The 25,329-nt window shown below is 73.7% G+C and carries 23 protein-coding genes and 1 pseudogene; 16 read left to right on the top strand and 8 right to left on the bottom strand.

Annotated elements, in window-relative coordinates; genetic code table 11:
* Positions 1-67: 67 nt before the first annotated feature.
* Positions 68-1,048, top strand: coding sequence for a hypothetical protein (locus ACFWIA_RS08955; RefSeq protein ID WP_387001880.1), 981 nt, complete (start codon positions 68-70; stop codon positions 1,046-1,048).
* Positions 1,049-1,152: 104 nt separating this feature from the next.
* On the opposite strand, the gene ACFWIA_RS08950 is transcribed toward ACFWIA_RS08955, so the two are convergent.
* Positions 1,153-1,812 carry an FMN-dependent NADH-azoreductase gene (locus ACFWIA_RS08950; RefSeq protein WP_387001879.1) on the bottom strand — a complete coding sequence of 220 codons (660 nt, stop codon included), beginning with the start codon at positions 1,810-1,812 and terminating at the stop codon, positions 1,153-1,155.
* A 334-nt stretch (positions 1,813-2,146) separates the two neighbouring features.
* Here ACFWIA_RS08950 and ACFWIA_RS08945 point away from each other — a divergent pair, with 334 nt between their 5' ends.
* The 4 genes and pseudogenes from ACFWIA_RS08945 to ACFWIA_RS08930 all read left to right on the top strand — a co-directional run bounded on the left by ACFWIA_RS08945 (position 2,147) and on the right by ACFWIA_RS08930 (position 5,643).
* On the top strand, positions 2,147-2,479 hold the full coding sequence (locus tag ACFWIA_RS08945; RefSeq protein ID WP_387001915.1) for a winged helix-turn-helix transcriptional regulator: 333 nt from the start codon (positions 2,147-2,149) through the stop codon (positions 2,477-2,479).
* 184 nt (positions 2,480-2,663) lie between these two features.
* Positions 2,664-4,127, top strand: coding sequence for a DUF2252 domain-containing protein (locus ACFWIA_RS08940; RefSeq protein WP_387001913.1), 1,464 nt, complete (start codon positions 2,664-2,666; stop codon positions 4,125-4,127).
* A gap of 91 nt (positions 4,128-4,218) precedes the next feature.
* Positions 4,219-5,085, top strand: a pseudogene (locus ACFWIA_RS08935) (hypothetical protein); the annotation flags it as partial.
* 228 nt (positions 5,086-5,313) lie between these two features.
* Positions 5,314-5,643 carry a rhodanese-like domain-containing protein gene (locus tag ACFWIA_RS08930; protein ID WP_387001911.1) on the top strand — a complete coding sequence of 110 codons (330 nt, stop codon included), beginning with the start codon at positions 5,314-5,316 and terminating at the stop codon, positions 5,641-5,643.
* Positions 5,644-5,664: 21 nt separating this feature from the next.
* On the opposite strand, the gene ACFWIA_RS08925 is transcribed toward ACFWIA_RS08930, so the two are convergent.
* The 5 genes from ACFWIA_RS08925 to paaA are packed head-to-tail and all read right to left on the bottom strand — an operon-like array spanning position 5,665 to position 9,341.
* Positions 5,665-6,720: a 2Fe-2S iron-sulfur cluster-binding protein gene (locus ACFWIA_RS08925; RefSeq protein WP_387001877.1), complete on the bottom strand. Its 1,056-nt coding sequence runs from the start codon at positions 6,718-6,720 to the stop codon at positions 5,665-5,667.
* The gene (paaD, locus tag ACFWIA_RS08920) at positions 6,720-7,304 is read right to left on the bottom strand and encodes a 1,2-phenylacetyl-CoA epoxidase subunit PaaD (protein WP_387001874.1); all 585 of its coding nucleotides are present in this window, start codon (positions 7,302-7,304) and stop codon (positions 6,720-6,722) included. Before paaD ends, ACFWIA_RS08925 begins: the two co-directional genes overlap by 1 nt.
* Positions 7,298-8,044, bottom strand: coding sequence for a 1,2-phenylacetyl-CoA epoxidase subunit PaaC (paaC, locus tag ACFWIA_RS08915; RefSeq protein WP_387001871.1), 747 nt, complete (start codon positions 8,042-8,044; stop codon positions 7,298-7,300). Before paaC ends, paaD begins: the two co-directional genes overlap by 7 nt.
* Positions 8,041-8,331 carry a 1,2-phenylacetyl-CoA epoxidase subunit PaaB gene (paaB, locus tag ACFWIA_RS08910; RefSeq protein ID WP_387001869.1) on the bottom strand — a complete coding sequence of 97 codons (291 nt, stop codon included), beginning with the start codon at positions 8,329-8,331 and terminating at the stop codon, positions 8,041-8,043. Before paaB ends, paaC begins: the two co-directional genes overlap by 4 nt.
* Positions 8,328-9,341 carry a 1,2-phenylacetyl-CoA epoxidase subunit PaaA gene (gene paaA / locus ACFWIA_RS08905; RefSeq protein ID WP_387001866.1) on the bottom strand — a complete coding sequence of 338 codons (1,014 nt, stop codon included), beginning with the start codon at positions 9,339-9,341 and terminating at the stop codon, positions 8,328-8,330. The genes paaB and paaA overlap by 4 nt, the downstream gene beginning before the upstream one ends.
* 362 nt (positions 9,342-9,703) lie before the next feature.
* Between paaA and ACFWIA_RS08900 the strand changes: the two genes are divergently transcribed.
* The 3 genes from ACFWIA_RS08900 (at position 9,704) to ACFWIA_RS08890 (ending at position 13,305) form a co-directional block, all read left to right on the top strand.
* Positions 9,704-11,071, top strand: a complete 1,368-nt coding sequence (locus ACFWIA_RS08900; RefSeq protein WP_387001864.1) for a DUF5819 family protein — start codon at positions 9,704-9,706, stop codon at positions 11,069-11,071.
* Entirely contained in the window at positions 11,068-12,432 is a 1,365-nt protein-coding gene (locus ACFWIA_RS08895; RefSeq protein WP_387001863.1) for an HTTM domain-containing protein, read from the top strand. The genes ACFWIA_RS08900 and ACFWIA_RS08895 overlap by 4 nt, the downstream gene beginning before the upstream one ends.
* A gap of 81 nt (positions 12,433-12,513) precedes the next feature.
* Positions 12,514-13,305 carry a TrmH family RNA methyltransferase gene (locus ACFWIA_RS08890; RefSeq protein ID WP_387001861.1) on the top strand — a complete coding sequence of 264 codons (792 nt, stop codon included), beginning with the start codon at positions 12,514-12,516 and terminating at the stop codon, positions 13,303-13,305.
* Positions 13,306-13,334: 29 nt separating this feature from the next.
* Here the strand turns inward: ACFWIA_RS08890 and paaN are convergent, their stop codons facing one another.
* On the bottom strand, positions 13,335-15,026 hold the full coding sequence (gene paaN / locus ACFWIA_RS08885) for a phenylacetic acid degradation protein PaaN (protein ID WP_387001860.1): 1,692 nt from the start codon (positions 15,024-15,026) through the stop codon (positions 13,335-13,337).
* Between the two features lie 146 nt (positions 15,027-15,172).
* On the opposite strand from paaN, the gene ACFWIA_RS08880 reads away from it, so the two are divergent.
* Both ACFWIA_RS08880 and ACFWIA_RS08875 read left to right on the top strand, forming a co-directional pair.
* A complete protein-coding gene (locus ACFWIA_RS08880) occupies positions 15,173-16,687 on the top strand; it encodes a 3-hydroxyacyl-CoA dehydrogenase (protein WP_387001858.1) in 1,515 nt (504 codons plus the stop codon).
* Positions 16,684-17,274: a TetR/AcrR family transcriptional regulator gene (locus ACFWIA_RS08875; protein ID WP_387001856.1), complete on the top strand. Its 591-nt coding sequence runs from the start codon at positions 16,684-16,686 to the stop codon at positions 17,272-17,274. Before ACFWIA_RS08880 ends, ACFWIA_RS08875 begins: the two co-directional genes overlap by 4 nt.
* Before the next feature lie 15 nt (positions 17,275-17,289).
* Here ACFWIA_RS08875 and ACFWIA_RS08870 read toward each other — a convergent pair whose 3' ends face one another.
* On the bottom strand, positions 17,290-17,835 hold the full coding sequence (locus tag ACFWIA_RS08870; RefSeq protein WP_387001853.1) for an Lrp/AsnC family transcriptional regulator: 546 nt from the start codon (positions 17,833-17,835) through the stop codon (positions 17,290-17,292).
* 211 nt (positions 17,836-18,046) lie between these two features.
* Between ACFWIA_RS08870 and pdhA the strand changes: the two genes are divergently transcribed.
* Genes pdhA through ACFWIA_RS08840 form a run of 6 tightly spaced genes read left to right on the top strand, consistent with a single transcriptional unit; the run spans position 18,047 to position 25,320 of the window.
* The gene (gene pdhA / locus ACFWIA_RS08865) at positions 18,047-19,228 is read left to right on the top strand and encodes a pyruvate dehydrogenase (acetyl-transferring) E1 component subunit alpha (protein ID WP_387001910.1); all 1,182 of its coding nucleotides are present in this window, start codon (positions 18,047-18,049) and stop codon (positions 19,226-19,228) included.
* On the top strand, positions 19,225-20,232 hold the full coding sequence (locus ACFWIA_RS08860; protein ID WP_387001850.1) for an alpha-ketoacid dehydrogenase subunit beta: 1,008 nt from the start codon (positions 19,225-19,227) through the stop codon (positions 20,230-20,232). Before pdhA ends, ACFWIA_RS08860 begins: the two co-directional genes overlap by 4 nt.
* Complete coding sequence (locus ACFWIA_RS08855) at positions 20,232-21,800, top strand: dihydrolipoamide acetyltransferase family protein (RefSeq protein WP_387001848.1); 1,569 nt, start codon at positions 20,232-20,234, stop codon at positions 21,798-21,800. Before ACFWIA_RS08860 ends, ACFWIA_RS08855 begins: the two co-directional genes overlap by 1 nt.
* A 57-nt stretch (positions 21,801-21,857) precedes the next feature.
* Complete coding sequence (locus ACFWIA_RS08850) at positions 21,858-22,787, top strand: NTP transferase domain-containing protein (protein WP_387001846.1); 930 nt, start codon at positions 21,858-21,860, stop codon at positions 22,785-22,787.
* Complete coding sequence (locus ACFWIA_RS08845) at positions 22,784-24,250, top strand: molybdopterin molybdotransferase MoeA (RefSeq protein WP_387001844.1); 1,467 nt, start codon at positions 22,784-22,786, stop codon at positions 24,248-24,250. The genes ACFWIA_RS08850 and ACFWIA_RS08845 overlap by 4 nt, the downstream gene beginning before the upstream one ends.
* Positions 24,238-25,320, top strand: a complete 1,083-nt coding sequence (locus tag ACFWIA_RS08840) for a potassium channel family protein (RefSeq protein ID WP_387001842.1) — start codon at positions 24,238-24,240, stop codon at positions 25,318-25,320. The genes ACFWIA_RS08845 and ACFWIA_RS08840 overlap by 13 nt, the downstream gene beginning before the upstream one ends.
* The last annotated feature ends 9 nt before the right edge of the window (positions 25,321-25,329 follow it).

Raw genomic sequence — 25,329 nt, 5'->3', positions numbered from 1 at the left:
ATAGATTGCAGGGGTGGGGCAGCGGCTAGGCGCCCACGCCCGTCGACGCCACGAGGAGCAGTAGCCAATGAACACCGCAGTGAGGATCACCGCATACGCCGCAGTGCTGGCGGCGGCCTTCGGCACGGCCTTCGGGGTGGGCACCGGCATCGACCCGGTGAATCCCGAGCCCGCGTCCCACAGCAAGCACGGGTCGTCCACCGTGGAAGCCGGCGGGTCCGGCGGGTCCGGTACCGGTGGGGCGGGGGACGCGGAGGCGCGGCCCGGGGGGCTCCAGGTCTCCGAGAAGGGGTACGCCTTCGAGCTGAAGACCCCGCGGATCGCCGCCGGGCGCGAGACCGACCTGGCGTTCGTGATCCGGGACGGGAAGGGCGGGGCGCTCACCTCCTTCGCGCGGGACCACGGCAAGGAGCTCCACCTCATCCTCGCCTCGCGCGATCTGAACACGTACCGGCACCTGCACCCCGAACGGGCCGCCGACGGCACCTGGAGCACGCCGGTGAAGCTGCCCGCGGCCGGGGACTACCGGCTCTTCGCGGACTTCACGCCCGGCGACGGCAAGACCGGGAACCTGACCCTCGGCCGGGACCTCGCGGTCTCGGGCGCGTACCGGCCCGGCGAGGCGCCCGCACCCTCCCGGACGACCACCGTGGACGGTTACACGGTCACCCTGGCGGGCGGGTTGCGGCCGGGGTCCGCCGAGGAGCTGCGGCTGAAGGTCAGCAAGGGCGGTCGGGACGTCACCGACCTCCAGCCCTACCTGGGGTCGTACGGCCACCTGGTGGCGCTGCGCGCCGGTGACCTCGCCTACCTGCACGTCCACCCGAACGGCGAGCCCGGCGACGGGGTGACGAAGCCGGGCCCGGAGGTGTCGTTCACCGCCACGGCGCCCAGCGCGGGGACGTACCGGCTGTTCCTCGACTTCCAGCACGAGGGCGAGGTGCGCACGGCCGCGTTCACGGTGCGGGCCGGCGGCGCCGGGGAGCCGGCCGGCACGGCCGGTACCGAGCAGCCCGCGAAGCCCGAAGGTGACGGACACAGCCACTGACCCGGACGGAAACGCCGGTGGGGTACGGAGCGACCGCTCCGTACCCCACCGGCGTTCTGCTGTCCGTGCGTCAGCGCACCGGACCGTCCCTGACCGTCAGTGCGTCACGCGGCGGACGTGACGAGTCGGTCGGCGAGGGACTTCGCCTTGAGGTCCGCCTCCTCCAGCGCCCGCTCGCGGGAGGCGTCGGCGAGCGGGATCAGCTCGGACATGGCCGGGTTGGAACGCGCCAGCGTCAGCTCCGGGACGATGAAGTCGACCTCCAGCGAGAGCATCTCGGTCAGCACGGCGCCCAGGTAGTTCTGCACGTACTCGAAGGGCTCCCGGGGGGTGCCCGGGGCGTACGAGCCGCCGCGGCTGGCGACGACCGTGACGTGCTTGCCCTTCAGCGTCGACTCGGGGCCCGCGGTGCGTCCCGGGAGGATCACCTGGTCGAGCCACGCCTTGAGGGTCGAGGGGATCGAGAAGTTGTACATGGGGGCGCCGATCAGCACGGCGTCCGCGGCCTCCAGCTCCTCCACCAGGGCGATCCGGCCGGCGAACGCGGTGACCTGCTCGGCGGAGTGCGTCGACGGGTCGGCGAACCCGGCGGAGGCGGCGACCACGTCGAGGTGCGGCACGGGGGTCGCGGCCAGGTCGCGGTAGACGACCGAGCTGTTCGGGTGCTGTGCCTCCCAGGCCTCGCGGAAGGCGCCGGTCACGGTGCGCGAGGTCGATCCCGCGGACGGGAAGAGGGACGAATCCAGGTGCAGGAGGGTGGCCATTCAGGTCTCCAAATCGGGTGACGGGCAGCCTGCCGGTACCCGTGGGGCACACGGCGCCGGATGCCGCACGGGGGTGCTGAGGACTGCTCTTCCTTTCGCAGCTATTAGTAACACAGCTACTTACTTTTTTTCATCCCCCGAGGTGGCGGGCAGTACCCTGGACGGCATGGCGGCCCCGGAGAGCAACGCAATGGACGTGGCGACGGACGTGACGGGCGGGACGGACGTGACGGACGTCTCCACGCGTCCCGCGGCGACACCCCGCGACACGGACGGCGGTGCCGGACGCGTCGTGCGCCACGGTCCCGGAACGTGCGCCACGGTGGACGGCGGGATGACCCGGGTGTTCGGCCTGCTGGGGAAGCGCTGGACCGGGCTGATCATCGCCGTGCTCCTGGACGGCCCCGTCCACTTCTCCGAACTGCGCCGGGCGATCCCCGGGATCAGCGAACGGATGCTGTCGGACCGGCTCAGCGAACTGGCCGGCGAGGGCCTCGTCCTGCGGGAGGTCGTGGAGGGCCCCCCGCTACGCGTGGCGTACCGGCTGACGGAGTCCGGAACCGCCCTCAAACCCGCGCTCGCCGCGCTCGGACTGTGGGCCGAGACCTATCTGCCCGAGAAGGCCCAGGCGTGTCGGGAGCAGATCGTGCCCGAAGACCAGCGCTGAGCCGCGCGGAGGACGGGTACCGTTTCGGCCCATCGGTGTGCGTGGGGCACGCCGGTGCGAAGCGGTGCAGGAGGGGGACGTAGTGGCTGAGGATCTGGTGGCAGTGCGGTCCGGGGCGGGCGCGGTGCCCGGGGGCGACACCGACGGGACGGGTACGGGGGTGGGTGCGGGTCCGCGGTTCACGGTGGACGGCGCGCTCGCCGCGGAGGCCGCGCCGGGCGTGCCGCGGTCCGTGCGGCTGCCGAGGGTGCGGGGGTTCGCCGACGCGTTCCCCGGCGCGGCAGGGCCCGCCGGGCAGGACGCGCCGAACGCCTCCGTGAAGGACGCCGGCAAGGCGCTGCGCACCCGTGTTCCCCGCGGTGCGCACGCCCGTCTGGAGCTCGACGCCGGGCGCCCCGACGCGGTCGCCGCGGTCGAGGAGTCCAGCGCGGGCCGGCTGCCGGAGCTGGCCCCGATCCGGGTCGGCAGGATGGCCGCGAGCCCGTTCGCGTTCCTGCGCGGAGCCGCCGGACTCATGGCGTACGACCTCGCGCGCACCCCCGCGACCGGAGTCGGCGCCCAGCTCTGCGGTGACGCGCACGCGGCGAACTTCGGTCTGTACGGGGACGCCCGCGGTGAACTCGTCATCGACCTCAACGACTTCGACGAGACGGTGCACGGCCCCTGGGAGTGGGACCTCAAGCGGCTCGCCACCTCCCTCGTCCTGGCCGGCCGGGAGACGGGCGCCAAGGACGACACCTGCCGGCGGGCCGCCTTCGACGCGGTCGGCGCCTACCGGCGGACGATGCGCCTGCTGGCGAGGCTCCCGGCGCTGGACGCCTGGAACGCCATCGCCGACGAGGAACTCGTCTCCCACGCCGACGCCCAGGACCTCGCCGGCACCCTGCGCAAGGTCGGCGAGAAGGCCCGCAACAACACCAGCGGCCGGTTCGCCGCGAAGGCGACGGAAGCCGTACGGGGCGGCGGCCGGCAGTTCGTCGACGCCCCGCCCGTGCTGCGCCGGGTCCCGGACGCCGAGGCGGCGGCCGTCGCTGCCTCCCTCGCGCAGTACGTGGACACCGTCGCCGAGGACCGGGTGCCGCTGCTCGCCCGGTACAGCATCCAGGACGTGGCGTTCCGGGTCGTCGGCACCGGCAGCGTCGGCACCCGCTCGTACGTCGTGCTGCTCCTGGACCACCGGGGGGAGCCGCTGGTCCTCCAGGTCAAGGAGGCCCGCCCCTCCGCGCTCGTCCCGCACCTGGTGACCGCCGGGTTCGCCGCGCCCCCCGCCGGGCACGAGGGTCGCCGGGTGGTGTTGGGGCAGAAGCGCATGCAGGTGGTCAGCGACATGCTCCTCGGCTGGACCACCGTGGACGAACGCCCCTACCAGGTGCGCCAGTTCCGCAACCGCAAGGGCAGTGTCGACCCCGCGGCCCTCGCCCCGGACCAGTTGGACGACTACGGCCGCATGACGGGCGCCCTGCTGGCCCGGGCCCATGCGCACAGCGCCGACCCCCGGGTGCTGGCCGGCTACTGCGGCAAGAACGACGAGTTCGACGCGGCGGTGGCCGCCTTCGCGGTCGCCTACGCGGACCGTACGGAGGCGGACCACGCGGTGCTGGTGAAGGCGGTGCGGGGCGGCAGGATCGCCGCGGAGACGGGCGTGTGACCCGACGGCCGTCCCCGGTGCCCGGCCGGGCCCGGCGGGGAGATGCGACGAGGGCGGCCGTGCGGTGCGGCCGGTGGCCTAGGGTGGTCGGGTGACGAGTCCCGAAGCCGAGGGCGCTGAGCCTGTCGAGGCCCCTGAGCCCACCGAGCCCACTGGGCCCGGTGGTCCTGCCGAGCCCGTCGCCGCGCGTCCCGAGGCGCGGCTGGAACGTGCCGTGCGGGTCGCCGAGCAGGCGTTGATCGAGTACGAGATCGCGGTCGAGACGTTCCGCATCGAGGTCGACAACTTCTCCCGGCTGCACCACCAGAAGCTGGGCCCGATGTACACGCGGCTCGACGAACTGGACGCGCGGATCGCGGAGGCGCGGGCCACCCTCAGCGGTGCCGCCGAGGACCGTCGCCTCGCGGACGAGGCATGGGCCCGGGTGATGCCGATGCCCGCCGTGGAGGAGCTGTTCCAGGGCTGGCTGTCCGGGGACGGACTGTCCCCCGAGGCGGAGGCGATGCTCACCGAGCAGCCGGTGCGTCCGCCGGACCGGGTCCGGCCCAGCGAGGGGGCCCGGAAGCTGTTCCGGGAACTGGCCCGCAAGGCGCACCCCGACCTCGCCCAGGACGAGCCCGAACGCCAGCGGCGCGAGGAGTTCATCACCCGGGTCAACACGGCCTACTCCCGGGGCGACGAGGCCCTGCTGCGGGAGCTGGCCGAGGAGTGGGCGGCCGGCCCCGTGCCGCCCGAGTGGCAGCCGACCCGGAGCGAGGAGCTGTACGCCCGGCTGGAGTGGCTGTCCCAGCGCAAGGAACTGCTGACCGTCGTCGCCAGCGAACTGGAGGACGGCGCGATCGGCGCGATGCTGCGGATGGCCCCCGACGACCCGGACGGCCTGCTGGACGAGATCGCCGAGCAACTGCTCGCCCAGGTCAGCCAGCGGGAGGGCGAACTGGCGGAGCTGGTGGCCCAGCTCGCCGAGCGCGGACTCGATGCGGCGGCCATCTCGGAAAGGACGATCCCGGTACCCGGTGTGGACCCCGCGGACCTGCCGAAGCACCGGTCCCGGACCCAGCCCCACCAGGGTTCCCACCCCGTGCCGGAACCGCCGGCCGAACCCCGGGACTGAGCCCCCGGCCCGGGCCGACGCCCGGCCGGCGGCGGGTCGGGTAGCGTCATGGGCATGCATTTCGGATCTGGTGTGCCCACGGTCGGTGTCCCCGACCTCGCGGACGGTGACTTCCTGCTGGACGTCCGTGAGGCCGACGAGTGGGAGGCGGGGCACGCGCACGGAGCCCTGCACATCCCGATGAGCGAGTTCGTCGCCCGTTACGGGGAGCTGACCGAGGCCGCTCCGCAAGACGGTCGGGTGCACGTCATCTGTCGTTCGGGCGGACGCTCGGCCCAGGTCACGGCGTACCTGGTGAACCAGGGACTGGACGCGGTGAACGTCGAGGGCGGCATGCAGTTCTGGGAGGCCGTGGGCCGTCCCGTGGTCACCCCGCAGGGTCAGCCGGGCACCGTGGTCTGACACGTCCCGTCCGTCGAGGTCTCAGCGGTCGAAGTCCAGCTCCACTTCCTCCGTCACCGGACGGGACTGGCAGGCCAGGACGAACCCGGCGCCCGTCTCTTCCGGCTCCAGCGCGAAGTTGCGGTCCATGGTGACCTCGCCGGAGACCAGGAACGCCCGGCAGGTGCCGCACACCCCGCCCTTGCAGGCGTAGGGGGCGTCGGGGCGGTTGCGCAGGACCGTGTCGAGCAGCGTCTCGCCCCCGCGGGCCGGCCAGCTCCCGGCCCGCCCGTCCAGATGCGCGGTGACCTTGCTGTGCGCGGGCGGTGCGGTGGTGGACGCGGGCGGTGCGGCGTCCACGTGGAACACCTCCTCGTGGATGCGCTGCCGTTCCACACCGAGGTCGCGCAGCGCCCGCTCGGCGCCCTCCACCAGCCCCAGCGGCCCGCACAGGAACCAGCCCGCCACCCGCTCCACCGGCAGCAGTGCGGGCAACAGCGCGGTCAGCCGCTCGCGGTCGAGCCGGCCGGCCGGAAGCCCGGTGCGCCGTTCCTCCCGGGACAGCGCCGTCACCAGCTGGAACCGGTCCGGGTAACGGTCCTTGAGGTCCGCCACCTCGTCCAGGAACATCGTCGACGCGGTCGTCCGGTCGCCCCGCAGCAGACAGAACCGGGCCTCGGGTTCCCGGGCGAGCAGCGTGTGGGCGATGGACAGCACCGGGGTGATGCCGCTGCCGGCGACGACCGCCGCGTACTGCCCGGGGGCGGGCTCCAGGGTGAAGCGGCCCGCCGGGGTCATCGCCTCCAGCTCGTCGCCGACCGCGACCTCCTCCAGCGCGTACGTCGAGAAGGCGCCGCCGTCGACCAGGCGCACGCCCACCCGTAGCGTCCGCGGGCCCGTCGGACCGGGGGCCGGCGAACAGATGGAGTACGTACGGCGCACCTCGGTGCCGTTGACGACGCGGCGCAGCGCCAGGTGTTGACCGGGGGCGTGCCGGTAGGCGGTGCGCAGCTCCGGGGGAACGGCGAGGGTGAGGGCCACCGAGTCGTCGGTGAGCCGGTCGACCGCGGCGACCCGGAGCGGGTGGAAGCGGGCCATCACAGTTCCTTGAAGTGGTCGAAGGGCTCCGCGCAGGCACGGCAGCGGCGCAGTGCCTTGCACGCCGTGGACGAGAACCGGCTGAGCAGTTCGGTGTCGGGGGAGCCGCAGCGGGGGCAGGCCACGGGGGCGAGGCCGGTCGGGTGCGGGTCGGGGCGCGCGGACGTCGTGCGGGTGGGGCCCAGCGCCACCGTCACGGGGCCCGCGGCGGGGTGGGTGCGCGGTGGGGCGATGCCGAACGCGGCGAGCTTGCGGCGGCCCTCGTCGGTGATGTCGTCGGTGCTCCAGGCGGGGGCCAGCACGGACCGGACGGTGACCTCGGGGACGCCGTGTTCGTGCAGGGCCCGTTCGATGTCGGCCGCCATCGCTTCCACGGCGGGGCAGCCGGTGTACGTGGGGGTGAGGTCGACCTCGACGCGGCCCGGGCCGAGCAGCCGCACCGCGCGCAGTACGCCCAGCTCGGTGAGGGTGAGCACGGGCAGTTCGGGGTCGGGCACCGCGCCGGCGACGAGCCGCAGCCGTTCCTCCAGTGCGGTGTCCGCACCGGCCGCGGGGCTCCGGGCGCCGCCGGCCGCCCTCACCATGACGCCCCCGGGTGGCTGCGGTGCAGGTGCTGCATCTCGGCCAGCATCCGTCCGAAGGGTTCGGTGTGCACGCCCTGCCGTCCGCCGCCCGCGCTCCAGGCGCCCGAGGACGGGCCCTCGGGCAGATCGAGCGTGGCCGCGCGCAGGACGGCGCCCACCGATTCCCGCCAGGCGGTCCGCAGCGCGGCCCCGTCGAGGTCGAGGCCGGGCAGCGGCGCGAACATCTCCCCGGTGTACCGCCACAGTGCGGTGGTCGCCCGCCGCATGCGGCGGTGGCTCTCCTCGGTGCCGTCGCCCAGGCGCAGGGTCCACTGCTCGGCGTGGTCCTGGTGGTACGCCACCTCCTTCACGGCCTTCGCCGCCAGTGGTGCGAACTCCGTCGACCCGTCGGCCAGCGCGCCGTAGAGCAGCCGTTGGTACGTCGAGAAGTACAGCTGCCGCACGACGGTGTGGGCGAAGTCGCCGTTCGGCTGCTCGACCAACTGGAGGTTGCGGAAGGCCCGTTCCTCGCGCAGGTACGCCAACTCGTCCTCGTCGCCGACCATCGACAGCAGGACCCGGGCCTGACCGAGGAGGTCCAGGGCGATGTTCGCGAGGGCCACCTCCTCCTCCAGCACGGGGGCGTTGCCGGCCCATTCGCCGAGGCGGTGGGAGAGGACCAGGGCGTCGTCACCCAGGGCCAGCGCGGTGGCGGCCGGTGCCGGGGTGCTGCCCGGGGCGTGCGGGACGGGGGGCGTCACAGGTGCTGCACCCCTTCCGGGATCTCGTAGAAGGTCGGGTGCCGGTAGGGCTTGTCGGCCGAGGGCGCGAAGAACGGGTCCTTCTCGTCCGGGGAGGAAGCGGTGATCGCGGTGGAGGGCACCACCCAGAGGGAGACCCCTTCGCCGCGCCGGGTGTAGAGGTCGCGCGCGTTGCGCAGGGCCAGCTCCGCGTCCGGGGCGTGCAGGCTGCCGGCATGGGTGTGGGACAGCCCGCGCCGGGACCGTACGAAGACCTCCCACAGGGGCCAGTCCGTCGGGTCGTTCATGCCGTCGCCCTTCCGTCCGCGCCGGTGCGCCGCTTGTGGGCGTGGGCCGCCGCCGCTTCCCTGACCCAGGCGCCCTCCTCGTGGGCCCGGCGGCGCCGGGTGATCCGCTCCTCGTTGCAGGGGCCGTTGCCCTTCAGGACCTCGCGGAACTCCTGCCAGTCGATCGCGCCGTGGTCGTGCCGGCCCCGCTCCTCGTTCCACCGCAGGTCGGGGTCGGGCAGCGTCAGGCCCAGCGACTCGGCCTGGGGCACGCAGATGTCCACGAAGCGCTGGCGCAGTTCGTCGTTGGAGTGGCGCTTGATCTTCCACGCCATGGACTGCGCCGAGTGCGTCGACTCGTCGTCCGGCGGGCCGAACATCATCAGCGACGGCCACCACCAGCGGTCCACCGCGTCCTGGGCCATCGCGTGCTGCGCCTCGGTGCCCCGGCTGAGGGCGAGCAGCAGTTCGTACCCCTGGCGCTGGTGGAAGGACTCCTCCTTGCAGACCCGGACCATCGCCCGGGCGTAGGGGCCGTAGGAGCAGCGGCACAGCGGGACCTGGTTGGTGATCGCGGCGCCGTCCACGAGCCAGCCGATGGCACCGACGTCGGCCCAGGTCAGGGTGGGGTAGTTGAAGATCGAGGAGTACTTCTGCCGGCCCGAGTGGAGCTTGTCGAGCAGGTCGTCGCGGCTGGCGCCGAGGGTTTCCGCCGCGCCGTAGAGGTACAGGCCGTGCCCGGCCTCGTCCTGCACCTTGGCCATCAGGATCGCCTTGCGGCGCAGGGAGGGGGCGCGGGTGATCCAGTTCGCCTCCGGTTGCATGCCGATGATCTCGGAGTGGGCGTGCTGGGCGATCTGGCGGACCAGGGTGGCGCGATAGGCGTCCGGCATCCAGTCCCGCGGTTCGATCCGCTCGTCCGCGGCCACCGTGGCGTCGAAGGCCGCTTCGTACAGGGCGGTGCGCTCCGCGTCGGCCCGGACGCCCGTGGGCTCCCCGCCGGGCGTCCGTCGTGCCGCTGCTGTCGTCATGCCCACCCCTCCTGAGCCGACCGATCGTTCGGTCCGTTACGTCCATGGTGAGACCCAGCCCGTAGGGTGTCAACCCTGTGGATAACTCCATGACGCTGTGCCGGGCGGGCGGCCCTGAGTACCGTTCCGGTGCGGAGGCGCGGGGCGGCGCGGCAGTTCGGACAGGGAGTGGGGAGCGGGGCGGTATGGACGCGTACGACAACGGGGTGCGGGGCGCCGGGGCGGCGGGGGGCGACGGTGCTGCTGCGCCGCCGGCTCCCGGGCCGTCGGCGGCTCAGGGCCCACCAGGCGCTGGGGGCCCGCCGGTCGCCGGTCCACCGGGTGCGGCGGGGGCGGTCCCCGCGGAGCCGCGGGGGGAGGACGTGTCCGCCGGGCCACCCGCCGCGGAGGTGCCGGGTACGGACCCGTCGGCCGGGAATCCGCTGGTCGAGGACCTGCCCGCCGCGGGTACGGCGGTCGACGGCCCGCCGGCCGCGGACGCACCACCTGTGACCCCGTCGGCCGGGGACGCGTCGTCCGTGACCCCTTCGGTTCGGGAGCTGCCGTCCGGGGACGCGTCGGCCGCGGACCCGCCGGCCGCTGGTCCTCCGGCCGGGGACCCTTCGGCCGGGGACGGGTCGGCGGCCGGGGACCCCCTGTCCGGCCACGAGTCGAAGGGCAACCTGCCGGCCGCAGGCGCACGGGTTTCCGGTACGCCGTCCGAGGACGCGTCGGCCGTTGTTGCGCCGTCCGTGCGTCCTCAGGCCGCGGGCAAGTCGGTCTCCGGTCCGCCGGCCGGGGATGAGTCGACGGGGGACCTGCCGGCCGCGGGCGCGCCGGTTTCCGGTAGGCCGTCCGGGGACGGGTCGGCCGCTGGTGCGCCGGCCGGGGACCCTTCGACCGGGTGGCCGCTCGTCCGGGGCCTGCCGTCGGCGGCCGGTCCGCCGTCCGGGGATGTACGCGTCAAGGGCGCACCCGCCGGGAACCCACCGGCCGAGGACGGGGAGCCGCAGGGTGGCGGACCACCTGCCGGGAACCCGCCCGCGGGACCGCGGGCGGGGATAGCGGGGCTGCCCCTGGGGCAGCAGCTCACCGCCGCGCTCGCCCTCGCGCTGGCCGCCCTCGCCGTCGCCGCGCACCTCGGGCTGTCGTTCCTGCACGTCGCGCCGTCGAACACGATGACCAAGCAGTACGCCGACGCCATCGACGCGTGGATCTACCCCGAGTTCGAACAGAATTGGAAGCTGTTCGCCCCGAACCCGTTGCAGCAGAACGTGGCCGTGCACGCCCGCGCGCAAGTGCGTGACGAGGACGGTCAGCGTCGTACCACCGACTGGGTCGACCTCTCCGCGCTCGACGGCGAGGCCATCAAGGGCAACCTGCTGCCCAGCCACACCGAGCAGAACGAACTGCGCCGGGCCTGGGACTTCTTCGTCGGTTCGCACGACGCCCAGAACCAGCCCAACGGACTGCGCGGCACCCTTTCCGGGGAGTACGTGCGCCGCATCGTCGTGATGCGGCTCGAACGGCTCCAGGACGAGGAGCGCGACGGTCGGGGCGGCACCGTCGAAAGGATCCAGGTGCGCGGCGCCACCACCAACGTCGCACCACCGCCGTGGAGCGGTGAGACCGTCGATCTGAACCCGAACTACCGGCAGTTGCCCTGGTGGTCGGTGACCGAGGACGACAGGCCGTTGGACGCTGCGGGCGACACCCGGGCGCGGTCCGACCGTACGGAGGAGACCCCGTGAGCGGGACCGGTAGCGCGCTCGCGCGCGGCATCGACCGGGTCACGGGCAGCGCCCTCGGCCCCCATCAGACGGCGATCGTCCGGATCGGGTTCTCGCTCACCTGGCTGCTGTACCTGCTGTGGGAACTCCCGCACCGCCACCAGCTGTACGGACCCGACGGGCCGTGGAGCTGGAGCATGGCCCAGGACTGGACCGCCGACAACGGTGCGTTCACGGCCCTGATGTGGTTCGACGGGGACCTCTGGTTCGAGCTCGTCTACGGGCTCGCCGTGCTGTCCAGTGCGCTGTTGCTGCTGGGCTGGCGCACCCGCACCATGTCCGTGCTGTTCATGATCGGCGTGTTGTCGCTCCAGAACCGCAGCGTCTTCATAGGGGACGGCGGGGACAACGTCATCCATCTGATGGCGCTCTACCTGGTGCTCACCCGCTGCGGGCAGGTGTGGTCCCTGGACGCCCGTCGCGAGCGGCGGTCGTCCGCGGCGCTCGCCCGGGGCGAACGGGTCCGCGAGGACCGGGTGGGCCCGGTCCTGTGGTGGGTGCTGGGCGTCGCACTGTCCGCTCTCACGTTCAGCGGCGAACTCGGGTGGGTCTGGCTGATCTTCTTCTGGGGCCTGTGGCTCGGGCTGGCCCTGTGGTGGGCCTTCGACCGGAAGGGTCCCGACCGTCTGAATCCGAACCGCCGACTGCTGGACGTCCTCGCCAACGTCGTCCACAACGCCGGACTGTTCGTGATCATGGCGGAGGCCTGTCTGATCTACGCCACCGCCGGCTGGTACAAGGTGCAGGGCTCGCGCTGGCAGGACGGCACGGCGGTCTACTACCCCTTGCACCTCGACTACTTCTCGCCCTGGCCGGCGCTCTCCGACCTGATGACGCAGTCCGGCACGTTCGTCATGCTGGTCACCTACGGCACGGTCATCGTGCAGGTCGCCTTCCCGTTCACGCTGTTCAACCGCAAGGTGAAGAACGTCCTGCTCGCGGTCATGATCATGGAGCACTCGGTGATCGCGGTGACCCTGGGGCTGCCGTTCTTCTCCCTCGCCATGATCGCCGCGGACGCCGTCTTCCTGCCGACCTCGTTCCTGCGGAGGCTCGGCCGCGCGGTGACCCGGCTGTGGGAGCGGGTGCTCGGGGTGTTCCGCCGGGGCAAGGCGCCGGGGTCGCGGGGCCGCGACGGCACACCCGGTGCCGAGGCCGAACCCGGACCCGGCCCCGTACCGGTTGCCGTGCCGGGGCAGCGGGCCGGGGAGGCGGGGCGTCCCGTACCGGCGGAGCCCGTGGGGGTCGGCGGGGACGGGCCCGTGCGCCTCGGCAAGGACCTGCCCGGGGACGGCGCGCCGCCCGTGCGGGGCCCGCGGTAGCCGGGAGGCGCCCGCGGTGGTCGTCGTCCGCCCGGGGCCGGGCCGCTGGGCTCCGCCCCGGGCGCACGTAGGCTGACCGGCATGAACCCGACGGGAGCCCAGCACACCGGCGACGCCGACCGGGCGGTGAGCGCCTGGCGGGGGCTCGCCGACGGTGCCGTACTGCTCGACGGGTTCCACGCCGTGAAGCACGCCCTGCGCTTCGAGGCGCGGGTGCCGCTCGTCCTGGCCGCCGACCGGGGCGCGGTGCTCGCCCTCGCGGACGAACTGGCGCCCGATGTGGTCGCGCCGCTCGACGCGCTCCTGGTGGAGGTGCCCGAGGAGGGCCTGCGCGCCTTGGTGCCCCGGCTCCACCCCACCGGCGTGGCCGCGCTGGCGGTGCGCCCGGCCCGGGACCGCAACCTCGCCGCCCTGGCCCGGCGGCCCCGCACCACCCCCGTCATCGTGCTCGACCAGCCGCGCAACCTCGGCAACGCCGGGGCCGTGATCCGGCTCGCCGCGGGTTTCGGGGCGACCGGGGTGGTCACCACGGGCACCCTGGACCCCTGGCACCCCACGGTGGTGCGCGGCGGCGCCGGGCTCCACTTCGCCACCGCCGTGGAGCGCGTGGACGAGGTCGCCGACCTGCCCGAGGGGCCCCTCTTCGCGTTGGACGCCGAGGGGGAGGACATCCACGGCGTCGTCCTGCCGGACGACGCCGTCCTCGCCTTCGGCTCCGAACGCAGCGGGCTGTCCGCCCCGTTGCGGGCCCGGGCCGACCGCTTGCTGTCGCTCCCGATGAACCCGCGGGTCTCCAGCTACAACCTCGCGACCAGCGTGGCCATGACGTTGTTCCACTGGTCGGCCCGGCGGGGAGCCCCGGCCGGCCCCTGAGCACCCGCCGGGAGGGGCAGCGGGAGGCGTCAGACCGTGCCCCGCACCTCCACCACCCGGAAGCGGTTGGCCACGAACGCCCCGTCGCACAGGGCCGCGTTCGCCGCGGGGTTGCCGCCCGAACCGTGGAAGTCGGAGAAGGCGGCCGTCTGGTTGACGTACACCCCGCCGGTGAGGTTGAGCGAGAGCTGTGCGGATTCCTCCAGGCAGACCTCCTCGACGTCCCGGGCCACCTCCGGCGAGGTGGTGTACGCCCCGACCGTCATCGCGCCCTGCTCGCGCACGGTGCGGCGGAGCAGTTCCAGGGAGGCGGCCGTCGAGTCCGTGGCCACGACGAAGGACACCGGGCCGAAGCACTCGCTGAGGTACGCGGCCCCGTCGTCCGGCTTGCCACCGTCCAGCGTGACGATGCTCGGGGTGCGGACCACGGCGTCCGGGTACTCGGGATGGGTGAGCGCCCGGGAGGCGAGGGCCACCTCGCCCAGCTCCGGGGCGGCTTCGAGGCGGGCCCGTACCGCCGGGTTGACCAGGGCCCCCAGCAGGGCGTTGGCCCGGGCGTCGTCGCCGAGGAGGCCGTCGACGGCGGCCGACAGGTCGGCCACCACCTCCGCATAGGTCTTGTGGCCCGCGTCGGTGCCGATGCCCCCGCGGGGGATCAGCAGGTTCTGCGGGGTGGTGCACATCTGGCCGCTGTACAGGGACAGCGAGAAGGCCAGGTTGGACAGCATCCCCCGGTAGTCGTCGGTGGAGTCGATGACGACCGTGTTGACGCCCGCCTTCTCCGTGTACACCTGGGCCTGCCGGGCGTGGGCCTCCAGCCAGTCGCCGAACTCCGTGGACCCCGTGTAGTCGATGATCCTGACCTCGGGGCGCAGGGCCAGGGTCTTCGCCAGGCCCTCGCCGGGGCGTTCGGCGGCGAGCGCGACGAGGTTCGGGTCGAAGCCCGCGTCGGCGAGGACCGCACGGGCCACCTGCACGGTGAGCGCCAGCGGCAGCACCGCGCGCGGATGGGGTTTGACGAGGACGGCGTTGCCCGTGGCGAGCGAGGCGAACAGGCCCGGATAGCCGTTCCAGGTGGGGAAGGTGTTGCAGCCGATCACCAGGGCGACCCCGCGGCCGACCGGGGTGAACCGCTTGGCGAGGGTCAGCGGCTCCCGCTTGCCCTGGGGCTTGGTCCACTCGGCGGAACCCGGGGTGCGGACCTGCTCGGCGTAGGCGTAGGCGACCGCTTCGAGGCCGCGGTCCTGGGCGTGCGGGCCGCCCGCCTGGAAGGCCATCGGGAACGCCTGCCCGCTGGTGTGCATGACGGCGTGCGCGAACTCGTGGGAGCGGGCGTTGATCCGGGCGATGACCTCCAGACAGACCGCGGCGCGCAGCTCGGGGCCGGCCGCCCGCCAGGCCGGCAGGGCGCTGCGCATCGCGGGGATGAGGACGTCCGGGTCGGGGTGGGGGTAGCTGACGTCCAGCGCCGGGCCGTAGGGCGAGGTCTCGCCGCCCACCCAGTCGTCGGTGCCGGGCTGGTCGAGGTCGAGCCGGGTGCCGAGGACGGCGTCGAAGGCCGCCCGGCCCTCCGGCGGGCCCAGGCTGCCGTCCTCGCCGTACGCCTTGGGGTGCTCGGGGTGCGGGGACCAGTACGCGCGGGTGGCGATCGCTTCCAGGGCCCGGTCCAGCACGGGTCGGTGGGCGGCGATCAACGGGTGCGCGGTGGGTGCGGCGGACATGGACCAACTCCTCCTCGGGCCGGGTCCCGGTGGGGCCGGCGAGCTGGGCAGGAACGGGCGGACACAGCTAGAGTAACCGAACGATCGGTCGGTACAAGGGGGTCCGGCGAAGCTGTGGACAACCTCGTGAGGGAGGATCTGCCAGCATGACAGCAATCGACCTCAGCAGCCCCGTGGCCGTGGTGGGCGCCGGCACCATGGGACAGGGCATCGCCCAGGTCGCGTTGACCGCCGGGCACCCCGTGCGCCTCCACGACGCCGCACCGGGCCGGGCCGCGTCCGCCGCGGCGGCGATCGGCGGCCGGCTGGACCGACTGGTGGCCAAGGGCCGGCTCGGCGCCGCCGAGCGGGACGCCGCGCTGGCCCGGCTGGAGCCCGTCGACGCGCTCGCCGACCTCGCCGGCTCGGGGCTGGTGGTCGAAGCCGTGCTGGAACGGTTGGACGTCAAACAGCGGCTGCTGGGCGAGCTCGAAGACGTCGTCGACGACGACTGCCTGCTCGCCACCAACACCTCCTCCCTCTCCGTGACCGCCGTCGCCGGGGCGCTGCGGGTGCCCGGGCGCTGCGTGGGCCTGCACTTCTTCAACCCGGCGCCGCTGCTCCCGCTGGTGGAGGTGGTCTCCGGGGCCGCCACCGACTTCTCGTCCGCCACCCGTGCGTACGAACTGGCCCGTGGCTGGGGCAAGACCCCGGTGGCCTGCGCGGACACCCCCGGGTTCATCGTCAACCGGATCGCCCGGCCCTTCTACGCCGAGGCGTTCGCCGTCCACGAGTACCAGGGCGCCGACCCGGCCACCATCGACGCGGTGCTGCGGGAGAGCGGCGGCTTCCGGATGGGCGCCTTCGAACTCACCGACCTGATCGGCCAGGACGTCAACGAGGCCGTCACCCACGCGGTGTGGGAGGCGTTCTTCCGGGACGTGAAGTTCGCCCCGTCGCTCGCCCAGCGGCGCCTGGTCGCATCGGGCGCCCTCGGCCGCAAGACGGGCCGCGGCTGGTACGCGTACGGGGACGGGGCCGAACAGCCCGAACCCCACACGGCGGACCCGGCCCCCGCGCCCGCGCACGTGGTCGTCGAGGGCGACCTAGGTCCCGCCGGCGCGCTGTTGGACCTGATACGCGGGGCGGGCATCCCCGTGCGCGAGGAGGACGAGGACCACGGCACCCGGTTGATCCTGCCCGGCGGCGGTCAACTCGCCCTGGCCGACGGACAGACCTCCGTGGAGTTCCGGGACGTCGTCTACTTCGACCTCGCCCTCGACTACCGCAAGGCGACCCGGATCGCGTTGGCCGCCTCCCAGGACACCGCGCCGCGCACCCTGCGGGAGGCCACCGGGCTGTTCCAGGCCCTGGGCAAGGACGTGAGCGTCATCGGGGACGTGCCCGGGATGATCGTCGCCCGTACGGTGGCCCGGTTGATCGACCTCGCGATGGACGCCGTGGCCCGGGGCGTCGCCACCGAGGAGGACGTCGACACCGCCATGCGACTCGGCGTCAACTACCCCCTGGGGCCCTTCGAGTGGAGCCGCCGGCTCGGCCGGAGCTGGGCCCACTCGCTCCTGGACGACCTGCACCTGCGCGACCCTTCGGGGCGCTACGCCCCTTCGCTGGCGCTCTACCGCCACGCCTACGCCTCCGAGAAGCGGGAGCCCGCCTCATGACCGCCGTGAAGCGCGACACGTACACCCCCGAGTCCCTGCTCGCCGTGGCGGTGACCGTCTTCAACGAGCGGGGCTACGACGGCACCTCCATGGAGCACCTGTCCAAGGCGGCGGGGATCTCCAAGTCGTCCATCTACCACCACGTGAGCGGCAAGGAGGAGCTGCTGAAGCGGGCCGTCAGCCGGGCCCTGGACCGCCTGTTCGGCATCCTCGACGAGGAACGCGCGTGCGGGGGGCGCGCGGTGGAGCGCCTGGAGCACGTCACCCGGCGCATGGTGGAGGTGCTGATAGACGAACTGCCGTACGTGACGCTGCTGCTGCGGGTGCGCGGCAACACCGACACCGAACGGTGGGCCCTGGAGCGCCGGCGGGAGTTCGACCACCGGGTGTCCGAGCTGCTGCGGGCCGCCGCGGCCGACGGGGACGTGCGCGGGGACGTCGACGTCAGGCTGGCCACCCGGCTGGTCTTCGGGACGATCAACTCGATCGTGGAGTGGTACCGGCCGGACGGCCGTGTCCACGGTGACCAGGAGGTCTGCGAGGCGGTCGTCCGCCTGGTCTTCGAGGGCCTGCGCCACGAGCGCTGACCGGCCCGGCAGCGGTCACGGCTCGGGGTCGAGGTGGTCCTCCTCGAACACCAGCAGCGTCCGGGTGCTCAGCACCTCGGGGATGGACTGGAGCCGGGTGAGGACCAGCTCGCGCAGCGCCCGGTTGTCGGCCGAGTGGACCAGCAGCAGTACGTCGAAGTCGCCGCTGACCAGGGCGATGTGCGCGGCCCCCGGCAGCGCGCGCAACTGCTCGCGGACCGTGCGCCAGGAGTTCTGGACGATCTTCAGCGTGATGTACGCGGAGGCCCCCTGCCCCGCCCGTTCGTGGTCGACACGGGCGCCGAAGCCCCGGATGACCCCGTCGTCGATGAGCCGGTTGATGCGGGCGTAGGCGTTGGCCCGGGAGACGTGGACCCGCTCGGCGACCGACCGTATGGAGGCGCGTCCGTCGGCCTGGAGGATCTGGAGGATGTCCCGGTCGATCGCGTCCAGGGGGCGGGCCGGCAACTCGGGGAGCGCGAACGGCGTACCGCCGAGGTTCCCCGGATCTTCGGTCCCGCCCTCGCCCTCGGGCCCGTCGACCATTCGTTCAGGTGCCATGTCCCCCCGCCTCCCTACCATGGACGTACTGCGTCCATCCCAGGCTGTGGAGAACCGTTTGTCCACAGGCTGGGAGGGCCTGTAGCCAAAATGTGCCGCTGACCGAACAATCGGTAGGTGAGGCGCGCACCCCGTCGGCGCCTCAGCCGCTCCCCCCGAGGAGCCCCGTCGACGAGGAGGTGCACGTGTGAAGAGGCACAGCACACCGGTCATGGACCAGCACGGGACGTACGTCCCCCACCCGCCCCCCGCTTGGACCCCGCGCACCGACCCCGCCCCGCTGCTGCCCGACGCCGAGCCGTACCGGGTGCTCGGCACCCCGGCGGCCCGTCGCACGGACGCGGCCCTGCTGCGCACGCTCCACGCCCAGCTGGTCAGGGGCCGCCGCTACAACACCCAGGCGACCGCGCTGACCAAGCAGGGCCGGCTCGCCGTCTATCCGTCGAGCACCGGGCAGGAGGCGTGCGAGATCGCCGCGGCCCTCGCCCTCGAAGAGCGCGACTGGCTGTTCCCCAGCTACCGCGACACGCTCGCCGTGATCGCCCGGGGCGTCGACCCGGTGGAGACGCTGACCCTGCTGCGCGGCGACTGGCACACCGGCTACGACCCCCACGTGCACCGGGTCGCACCGCTCAGCACGCCCCTCGCGACCCAACTGCCGCACGCCGTGGGCCTGGCGCACGCGGCCCGGCTCAAGGGCGACGACGTGGTGGCGCTGGCGATGGTCGGCGACGGCGGCACCAGCGAGGGCGACTTCCACGAGGCCCTGAACTTCGCCGCGGTCTGGGGCGTCCCGGTCGTCTTCCTGGTCCAGAACAACGGCTTCGCGATCTCCGTGCCGCTGGCCAAGCAGACCGCCGCCCCCTCCCTGGCGCACAAGGCCGTCGGGTACGGGATGCGCGGCCGACTGGTGGACGGCAACGACGTCCTCGCCGTGCACGAGGTCCTCACCGATGCGGTCGCCCGGGCGCGCAACGGCGAGGGGCCGACCCTGGTGGAGGCCATCACGTACCGCGTCGAGCCGCACACCAACGCCGATGACGCGGGCCGCTACCGCGCGGCCTCCGACGTCGACGTCTGGCGCGCCCACGACCCCGTCGACCTGATCGAGGCGGAGCTGACCGCGCGCGGACTGCTCGACGAGGACGCCCTGCGGGCCGTCCGCGAGGACGCCGAGGAGATGGCGGCCGATCTGCGGGCCCGGATGAACCGGGACCCCGCACTCGACCCGATGGACCTGTTCGCGCACGTCTACGGCGAACCGACCCCCCAGCTGCGCGAACAGGCCGCCCAACTGCGCGCCGAGCTCGCCGCCGGCAGCGACGAGCCCGCCGCCGACACCGCTGGTACTGGCCGCCGGCACGGGTACGGGCACGAGGGGACCGCACGATGAGCGCCACCGTCACCGCGAAACCCGCGACCATGGCCCAGGCCCTCGGGCGCGCCCTGCGGGACGCCCTGGCCGAGGACCCGGCCGTGCACGTCATGGGCGAGGACGTCGGCGCCCTCGGCGGGGTCTTCCGGATCACCGACGGCCTCGCCGCCGAGTTCGGCGAGGAACGCTGCACGGACACCCCGCTCGCCGAGGCCGGCATCCTGGGCACCGCCGTCGGGATGGCCATGTACGGGCTGCGCCCCGTCGTGGAGATGCAGTTCGACGCGTTCGCCTACCCCGCGTTCGAACAGCTCGTCTCGCACGTCGCCCGGATGCGCAACCGGACCCGCGGCGCCCTGCCGTTGCCGCTGACCGTCCGGGTGCCCTACGGCGGCGGCATCGGCGGCGTGGAGCACCACAGCGACTCCTCCGAGGCGTACTACATGGCCACCCCCGGACTGCACGTCGTGACCCCCGCGACCGTCGCCGACGCGTACGGACTGCTGCGCGCCTCCATCGCCTCCGACGACCCGGTGCTCTTCCTGGAGCCCAAGCGGCTCTACTGGTCCAAGGCCGATTGGAACCCGGACCGCCCCGCAGCCGTTGACCCCCTGGGACGCGCGGTGGTGCGGCGCACGGGTCGCGACGCCACGCTCCTGACGTACGGGCCGTCCGTCCCCGTCTGCCTGGAGGCGGCCGAGGCGGCGACGGCGGAGGGCTGGGACCTGGAGGTGGTGGACCTGCGTTCGCTGGTGCCGTTCGACGACGCGACGGTCTGCGCATCCGTGCGCAGGACGGGTCGCGCCCTCGTGGTGCACGAGGCGAACGGCTTCGGCGGACCGGGCGGCGAGATCGCGGCGCGGGTCACCGAGCGCTGCTTCCATTACCTTGAGGCCCCAGTACTGCGTGTGGCCGGGTTCGACATCCCGTATCCGCCGCCGATGCTCGAACGGCACCACCTGCCGGGCGTCGACCGGATCCTGGATGCCGTGGCCCGGCTTCAGTGGGAGGCGGAGGGCTGATGGCACAGGTGCTGGAATTCAAGTTGCCGGACCTAGGAGAAGGGCTGACGGAGGCGGAGATAGTCCGCTGGCTCGTCGAGGTCGGTGACGTCGTCGCCGTGGACCAACCCGTCGTCGAGGTGGAGACCGCCAAGGCGATGGTCGAGGTGCCCTGCCCGTACGGGGGCGTGGTCACCGCCCGCTTCGGCGAGGAGGGCACGGAACTGCCCGTCGGTGCTCCGCTGATCACCGTCGCGGTGGGCGCCAAGGCCACCGAGGTCGTGCCCGCGGGCGCCACGGACGACCCGCACGGCACCGGCCCCCAAGGCCCCGACGGTCCGCCCGGCCCGCACGACACCGATCCGAGCGGCACCGCACGGACCACTGCCGGTTCCGCAGGTTTCGCCGGCTCCGTCGGTTCGGCCGGCTCCCCGGGCGGTGCTCCCGCCGCGCCGTCGGGTGACACGGCCTCGGGCAACGTGCTCGTCGGCTACGGCACGGCCGCTGCGCCCGCGCGCCGTCGCCGGGTCCGCCGCGGCGCCCTCGCCTCCGCCGGGTCCACCCCGACGCCCCTTCCGGCGGCGCGCGGCGAGGGTCCGGCACCCGTGATCTCGCCGCTGGTGCGCAAGCTCGCCCGGGAGCACGGCATCGACCTCGCCGAGCTGGCCGGATCGGGGCCCGACGGGCTCATCCTCCGCGCGGACGTGGAGTACGCCCTCGCCGCGCGGACGCACCTGCGCGCCGTACCGGGCCAGGAACCGGCCCCCGCCGCGGGCATCCCCACCCCGCCGCGGTCCCCCGCCGCGCCGGCCCCGACCCGGGCGACCACCCCGGCGGCGCCCGCGATTCCGCCCGCCGCGGCCTCCGCCGAGCGCCGGCCGTCGGCCGTCGGCGCGTCTGGTGGCACGCGTATCCCCCTGCGGGGCGTGCGCGGCGCGGTCGCCGACAAACTGGCACGCAGCCGCCGTGAGATACCCGAGGCGACCGTCTGGGTCGACGCCGACGCCACGGAGCTGCTGCGGGCGCGCACCGCGATGAACGCGGCGGGCGGGCCCCGGATCTCCCTGCTCGCCCTGTTGGCCCGGATCTGTGTGGCGGGACTCGCCCGGCACCCCGAGCTGAACGCCACCGTCGACCCGGACGCCCGTGAGATCGTCCAGTTCGACGCCGTCCACCTGGGCTTCGCCGCGCAGACCCCGCGCGGGCTGGTCGTCCCCGTCGTCAAGGACGCCCACACCCGCGGCGCGGAGTCCCTGAGCACCGAGGTCGCCCGACTCGCCGACCGGGCCCGCGAGGGCGCCCTCAGCCCGGCGGAACTCACCGGCGGCACGTTCACCCTCAACAACTACGGCGTCTTCGGCGTCGACGGCTCCACACCGATCATCAACCATCCGGAAGCGGCCATGCTCGGCGTCGGCCGGATCATTCCGCGGCCCTGGGTCCACGAAGGGGAACTGGCGGTCCGCCAGGTCGTCGAGCTGACCCTGACCTTCGACCACCGGGTCTGCGACGGCGGTACGGCCGGCGGTTTCCTGCGGTACGTCGCCGACTGCGTGGAACAGCCCGCGGTGCTGCTGCGCACCCTCTGAGCACGCGGACCGAACCCCCGGGGCGGCACGGCTGTGGCCAACGCCCATACTCGGGGGATGACCGCGCACGACGGCGCGCACGACGCCGTGGTCCTCGCCGGCGGCGCCGCCCGCCGTCTCGACGGGGCCGACAAACCAGGGATACGGGTGGGTGGCCGCACGCTGCTCGACCGGGTCCTCGCGGCCTGCGCGGGCGCCCGGACCACCGTGGTCGTCGCGGACCGGCGCCGCACCGAGCGCCCCGTGCGGTGGGCCCGGGAGGAACCCCCCGGACAGGGCCCCGTCGCGGCGCTCGACGCCGGACTGCGCCAGGTCACCGCCCCGGTGACCGTCGTGCTCTCGGCGGACCTGCCGTTCCTCACCGCGGGCACCGTCCGGGCCCTGGTCGCCGCGCTGGCCGCGGGAGCCGCCGAAGCCGTCCTGCTCACCGACGCCGACGACCGCGTGCAGCCGCTGGTCGCCGCCTATCGGACCGACCCCCTGCGCCGGGCGCTCGACGGCCTCGCCGGCCGCCACGGGAGCCTGGCCGGGCTCCCCCTGCGCGCCCTCGTTCCGCAGCTGACGGTGACCACCCTCGCCGACCCCGTCGCCTCCTTCGACTGCGACACCTGGGAGGACATCGCCTCGGCACGGGCACGGATCAGGGAGCATGGGCGCGTGCTGGACGAATGGATGACTGCGGTCAAGGACGAGCTCGGCCTCGACCTCGACGTCGACACCGCGCTGTTGCTGGACCTCGCCCGGGACGCCGCCCACGGGGTGGCGCGACCCGCGGCGCCCCTGACGACGTTCCTCGTCGGCTATGCGGCGGCACGGGCCGGCGGAGGACCCGAAGCGGTCGCCGCGGCGGCCCGCCGCGCCGCGGAACTGGCCGCCCGTTGGGCGGCGGAGCCCCCTGAACGGCCCGCCGTCCCCGAACGGCCCGCCGCCGACCGGTCCGCCTCCCCGGCCCCGGCCGCCGAGACCGTCCACCCGGACGCGCCATGACCACACCGCCATCGGACGACCATCTCGCCCTGTACGAGGCCCTGACCCGTCAGCCCCTGCTCCCCGATCCAGCGCCGCCGGAACCCGGGCACCCCGAGGAACCCGGCCGCGTACGGGGGGAACGACATCCGCGAGCCACCGCCCCCGAGGCCACAGCCGGTGACGCCGCCGACCCGAGCACCCCCGTCCGTACCTCCGCCCGTGCCGACCCCCCTACCCACGGCGGACCCCCGCACCCGATCGACCCCCACACCACCGCCTGGCCCGACGCACGGCGCACCGCCGAGTCGGCGGGCACCACGGCCCGCCGGGCGAACGCCCCGGTCAGCGTTCCGCTGCACTCGGCCGCCGGCATGGTCCTCGCCACCCCGCTGACCGCCCTGACGGACCTCCCGTCGTTCGACACCTCCGCCATGGACGGCTGGGCGGTGTCCGGCCCCCCGCCCTGGAGCGTCCGGGACGACGGACTCCTCGCCGGGACGACACCGTCCCCGCGCCTCAGCGACGGCGAAGCCGTACGGATCGCCACCGGCGCCCGCGTCCCCCCGGACACCACCGCCGTCGTCCGCACCGAACACGCCCGTACCGACCACCACGGACGGCTCCACCCGGACCGGGCGGTCCCGCAGGGCCAGGACATCCGCCCCCGCGCCCAGGAGTGCCGTCGGGACGACCCGCTGCTCCCGCCCGGGACCCTCGTGACCCCGGTCGTCGTCGGTCTGGCCGCCGCCGCGGGGTACGACATGCTCACCGTGGTCCCGCGGCCCACCGTGGACGTCCTCGTCCTCGGTGACGAACTGCTGCGCCGGGGACTCCCCCACGACGGCCTGATCCGTGATGCGCTCGGCCCGCTGCTGCCCCCGTGGCTCAGCGCGCTCGGCGCCGAAGTCACCATCGTCCGCCACCTCGGCGACGACGCGACCGGCCTGTACGGGGCCGTGGCCGGCTCCACCGCCGATCTGGTGGTCACCACTGGAGGAACCGCCGCGGGTCCGGTCGACCATGTGCACGCCGTTCTGGAGCGACTCGGTGCGGTGCTCCTGGTGGACGGCGTGCGGGTGCGCCCCGGCCACCCGATGCTGCTCGCCCGACTGGGCACCCCCACCCTCCGTACCCGGTTCCTGGTCGGTCTGCCCGGCAATCCGCTCGCCGCGGTGTCCGGTCTGCTGACCCTCGCCGAGCCCCTGATCCGCACCCTGGCGGGACGCACCCCTCCGGAGCCCTACCCGGCACCGGTACGGGAGGAGGTGGCGGGACACCGGAACGACACCCGGCTCGTTCCCGTGGCCCTGCGCGATGACACCGCCGTACCACTGCACTACACCGGACCGGCGATGCTGCGGGGCATCGCCGCGGCTGACGGACTGGCGGTGGTACCGCCCGGGGGGGCCCGTGCGGGGCAGGAGTTGGAGATCCTCGACCTTCCCTGGTCCATGTCCGCACTTGGGGTGTGTTTCACGTGAAACTTCCAGGCCAAGACGCGATCGCGCGTCAGGCCGATGAACATCTGGTCACCGGGCGCATCAAGTTGCCCAAGCGGGTGGTCGAACGCCCGCTGCTCCAGGTCGCCAAGCGCGTGCTGATGGCGCTCCTGGTGCTCGTCAGCACGGCCCTCATCGTCTACTTCGACCGTGAGGGCTACGGAGACAACTCCGATGACTCGGTCGACCTGCTCGACGCGTTCTACTACGCCACCGTCACCCTCTCCACCACCGGATACGGCGACATCACTCCGGTGAGCGACGGGGCGCGGCTCATCAACATCCTGGTCATCACCCCCTTGCGGGTGGTGTTCCTGATCATCCTGGTCGGTACGACCCTGGAGGTGCTCACCGAGCGCACCAGGGAGGAGTGGCGGCTCAGCCGCTGGAGGTCCAACTTGCGTGACCACACCGTCGTCGTGGGCTTCGGCACCAAGGGGCGCTCGGCGGTCCAGACCGTCTGCGCGACGGGGCTGAGCAAGGACCAGGTGGTGATCGTCGACCCGAGCAGCAAGGTCATCGAGGTGGCCACCGCGGAAGGGTTCGTCGGGGTGATCGGTGACGCCACCCGCAGTGACGTCCTGTTGCGGGCCGAGTTGCAGAAGGCACGTCAGATCATCATCGCCACCCAACGCGACGACACGGCGGTGCTGGTGACGCTCACCGCCCGCCAGCTGAACCGTGCGGCGAAGATCGTGGCGGCGGTCCGCGAGGAGGAGAACGCTCCGCTGCTGCGCCAGTCCGGCGCCGATGCGGTCATCACCAGCGCCAGCGCGGCCGGGCGGCTGCTCGGTCTCTCGGTGCTCAGCCCCAGCGCGGGACGGGTCATGGAGGACCTGATCCACCAGGGCAGCGGCCTCGACATCGTGGAACGACCGGTCATAAAGGCGGAGGTGGGGCTGACCGCCCGGGAGACCGAGGACCTGGTGGTGAGCGTCGTCCGGGGACACCGGGTACTCGGTTACGACGATCCCGCCATCGGCAAGCTCCAGTTGACGGACCGGCTCATCACCATCGCCCGGGCTTCGGCCCGGACCGCGGGGCCGCAGTAGCCTCGCGCC

This window comes from Streptomyces sp. NPDC127068, assembly GCF_042724695.1.
GTDB lineage: Bacteria > Actinomycetota > Actinomycetes > Streptomycetales > Streptomycetaceae > Streptomyces.
Note: the sequence above shows the minus strand (reverse complement) of the source record. Positions and strands in the feature narration are given on the sequence as shown.

Bases quoted from the DNA above. Each gene is read 5' to 3' on its own strand.
- ACFWIA_RS08860 (WP_387001850.1), top strand. From the start codon at position 19,225: ATGAGCGCCACCGTCACCGCGAAACCCGCGACCATGGCCCAGGCCCTC.
- paaA (WP_387001866.1), bottom strand. From the start codon at position 9,341: ATGACGACAGCAGCGGCACGACGGACGCCCGGCGGGGAGCCCACGGGC.
- paaB (WP_387001869.1), bottom strand. From the start codon at position 8,331: ATGAACGACCCGACGGACTGGCCCCTGTGGGAGGTCTTCGTACGGTCC.
- ACFWIA_RS08950 (WP_387001879.1), bottom strand. From the start codon at position 1,812: ATGGCCACCCTCCTGCACCTGGATTCGTCCCTCTTCCCGTCCGCGGGA.
- pdhA (WP_387001910.1), top strand. From the start codon at position 18,047: ATGGACCAGCACGGGACGTACGTCCCCCACCCGCCCCCCGCTTGGACC.
- ACFWIA_RS08925 (WP_387001877.1), bottom strand. From the start codon at position 6,720: ATGGCCCGCTTCCACCCGCTCCGGGTCGCCGCGGTCGACCGGCTCACC.
- ACFWIA_RS08945 (WP_387001915.1), top strand. From the start codon at position 2,147: ATGACCCGGGTGTTCGGCCTGCTGGGGAAGCGCTGGACCGGGCTGATC.
- ACFWIA_RS08880 (WP_387001858.1), top strand. From the start codon at position 15,173: ATGACAGCAATCGACCTCAGCAGCCCCGTGGCCGTGGTGGGCGCCGGC.
- ACFWIA_RS08955 (WP_387001880.1), top strand. From the start codon at position 68: ATGAACACCGCAGTGAGGATCACCGCATACGCCGCAGTGCTGGCGGCG.
- paaD (WP_387001874.1), bottom strand. From the start codon at position 7,304: ATGGTGAGGGCGGCCGGCGGCGCCCGGAGCCCCGCGGCCGGTGCGGAC.
- ACFWIA_RS08855 (WP_387001848.1), top strand. From the start codon at position 20,232: ATGGCACAGGTGCTGGAATTCAAGTTGCCGGACCTAGGAGAAGGGCTG.
- paaN (WP_387001860.1), bottom strand. From the start codon at position 15,026: ATGTCCGCCGCACCCACCGCGCACCCGTTGATCGCCGCCCACCGACCC.
- ACFWIA_RS08870 (WP_387001853.1), bottom strand. From the start codon at position 17,835: ATGGCACCTGAACGAATGGTCGACGGGCCCGAGGGCGAGGGCGGGACC.
- ACFWIA_RS08875 (WP_387001856.1), top strand. From the start codon at position 16,684: ATGACCGCCGTGAAGCGCGACACGTACACCCCCGAGTCCCTGCTCGCC.
- ACFWIA_RS08845 (WP_387001844.1), top strand. From the start codon at position 22,784: ATGACCACACCGCCATCGGACGACCATCTCGCCCTGTACGAGGCCCTG.
- ACFWIA_RS08890 (WP_387001861.1), top strand. From the start codon at position 12,514: ATGAACCCGACGGGAGCCCAGCACACCGGCGACGCCGACCGGGCGGTG.
- ACFWIA_RS08850 (WP_387001846.1), top strand. From the start codon at position 21,858: ATGACCGCGCACGACGGCGCGCACGACGCCGTGGTCCTCGCCGGCGGC.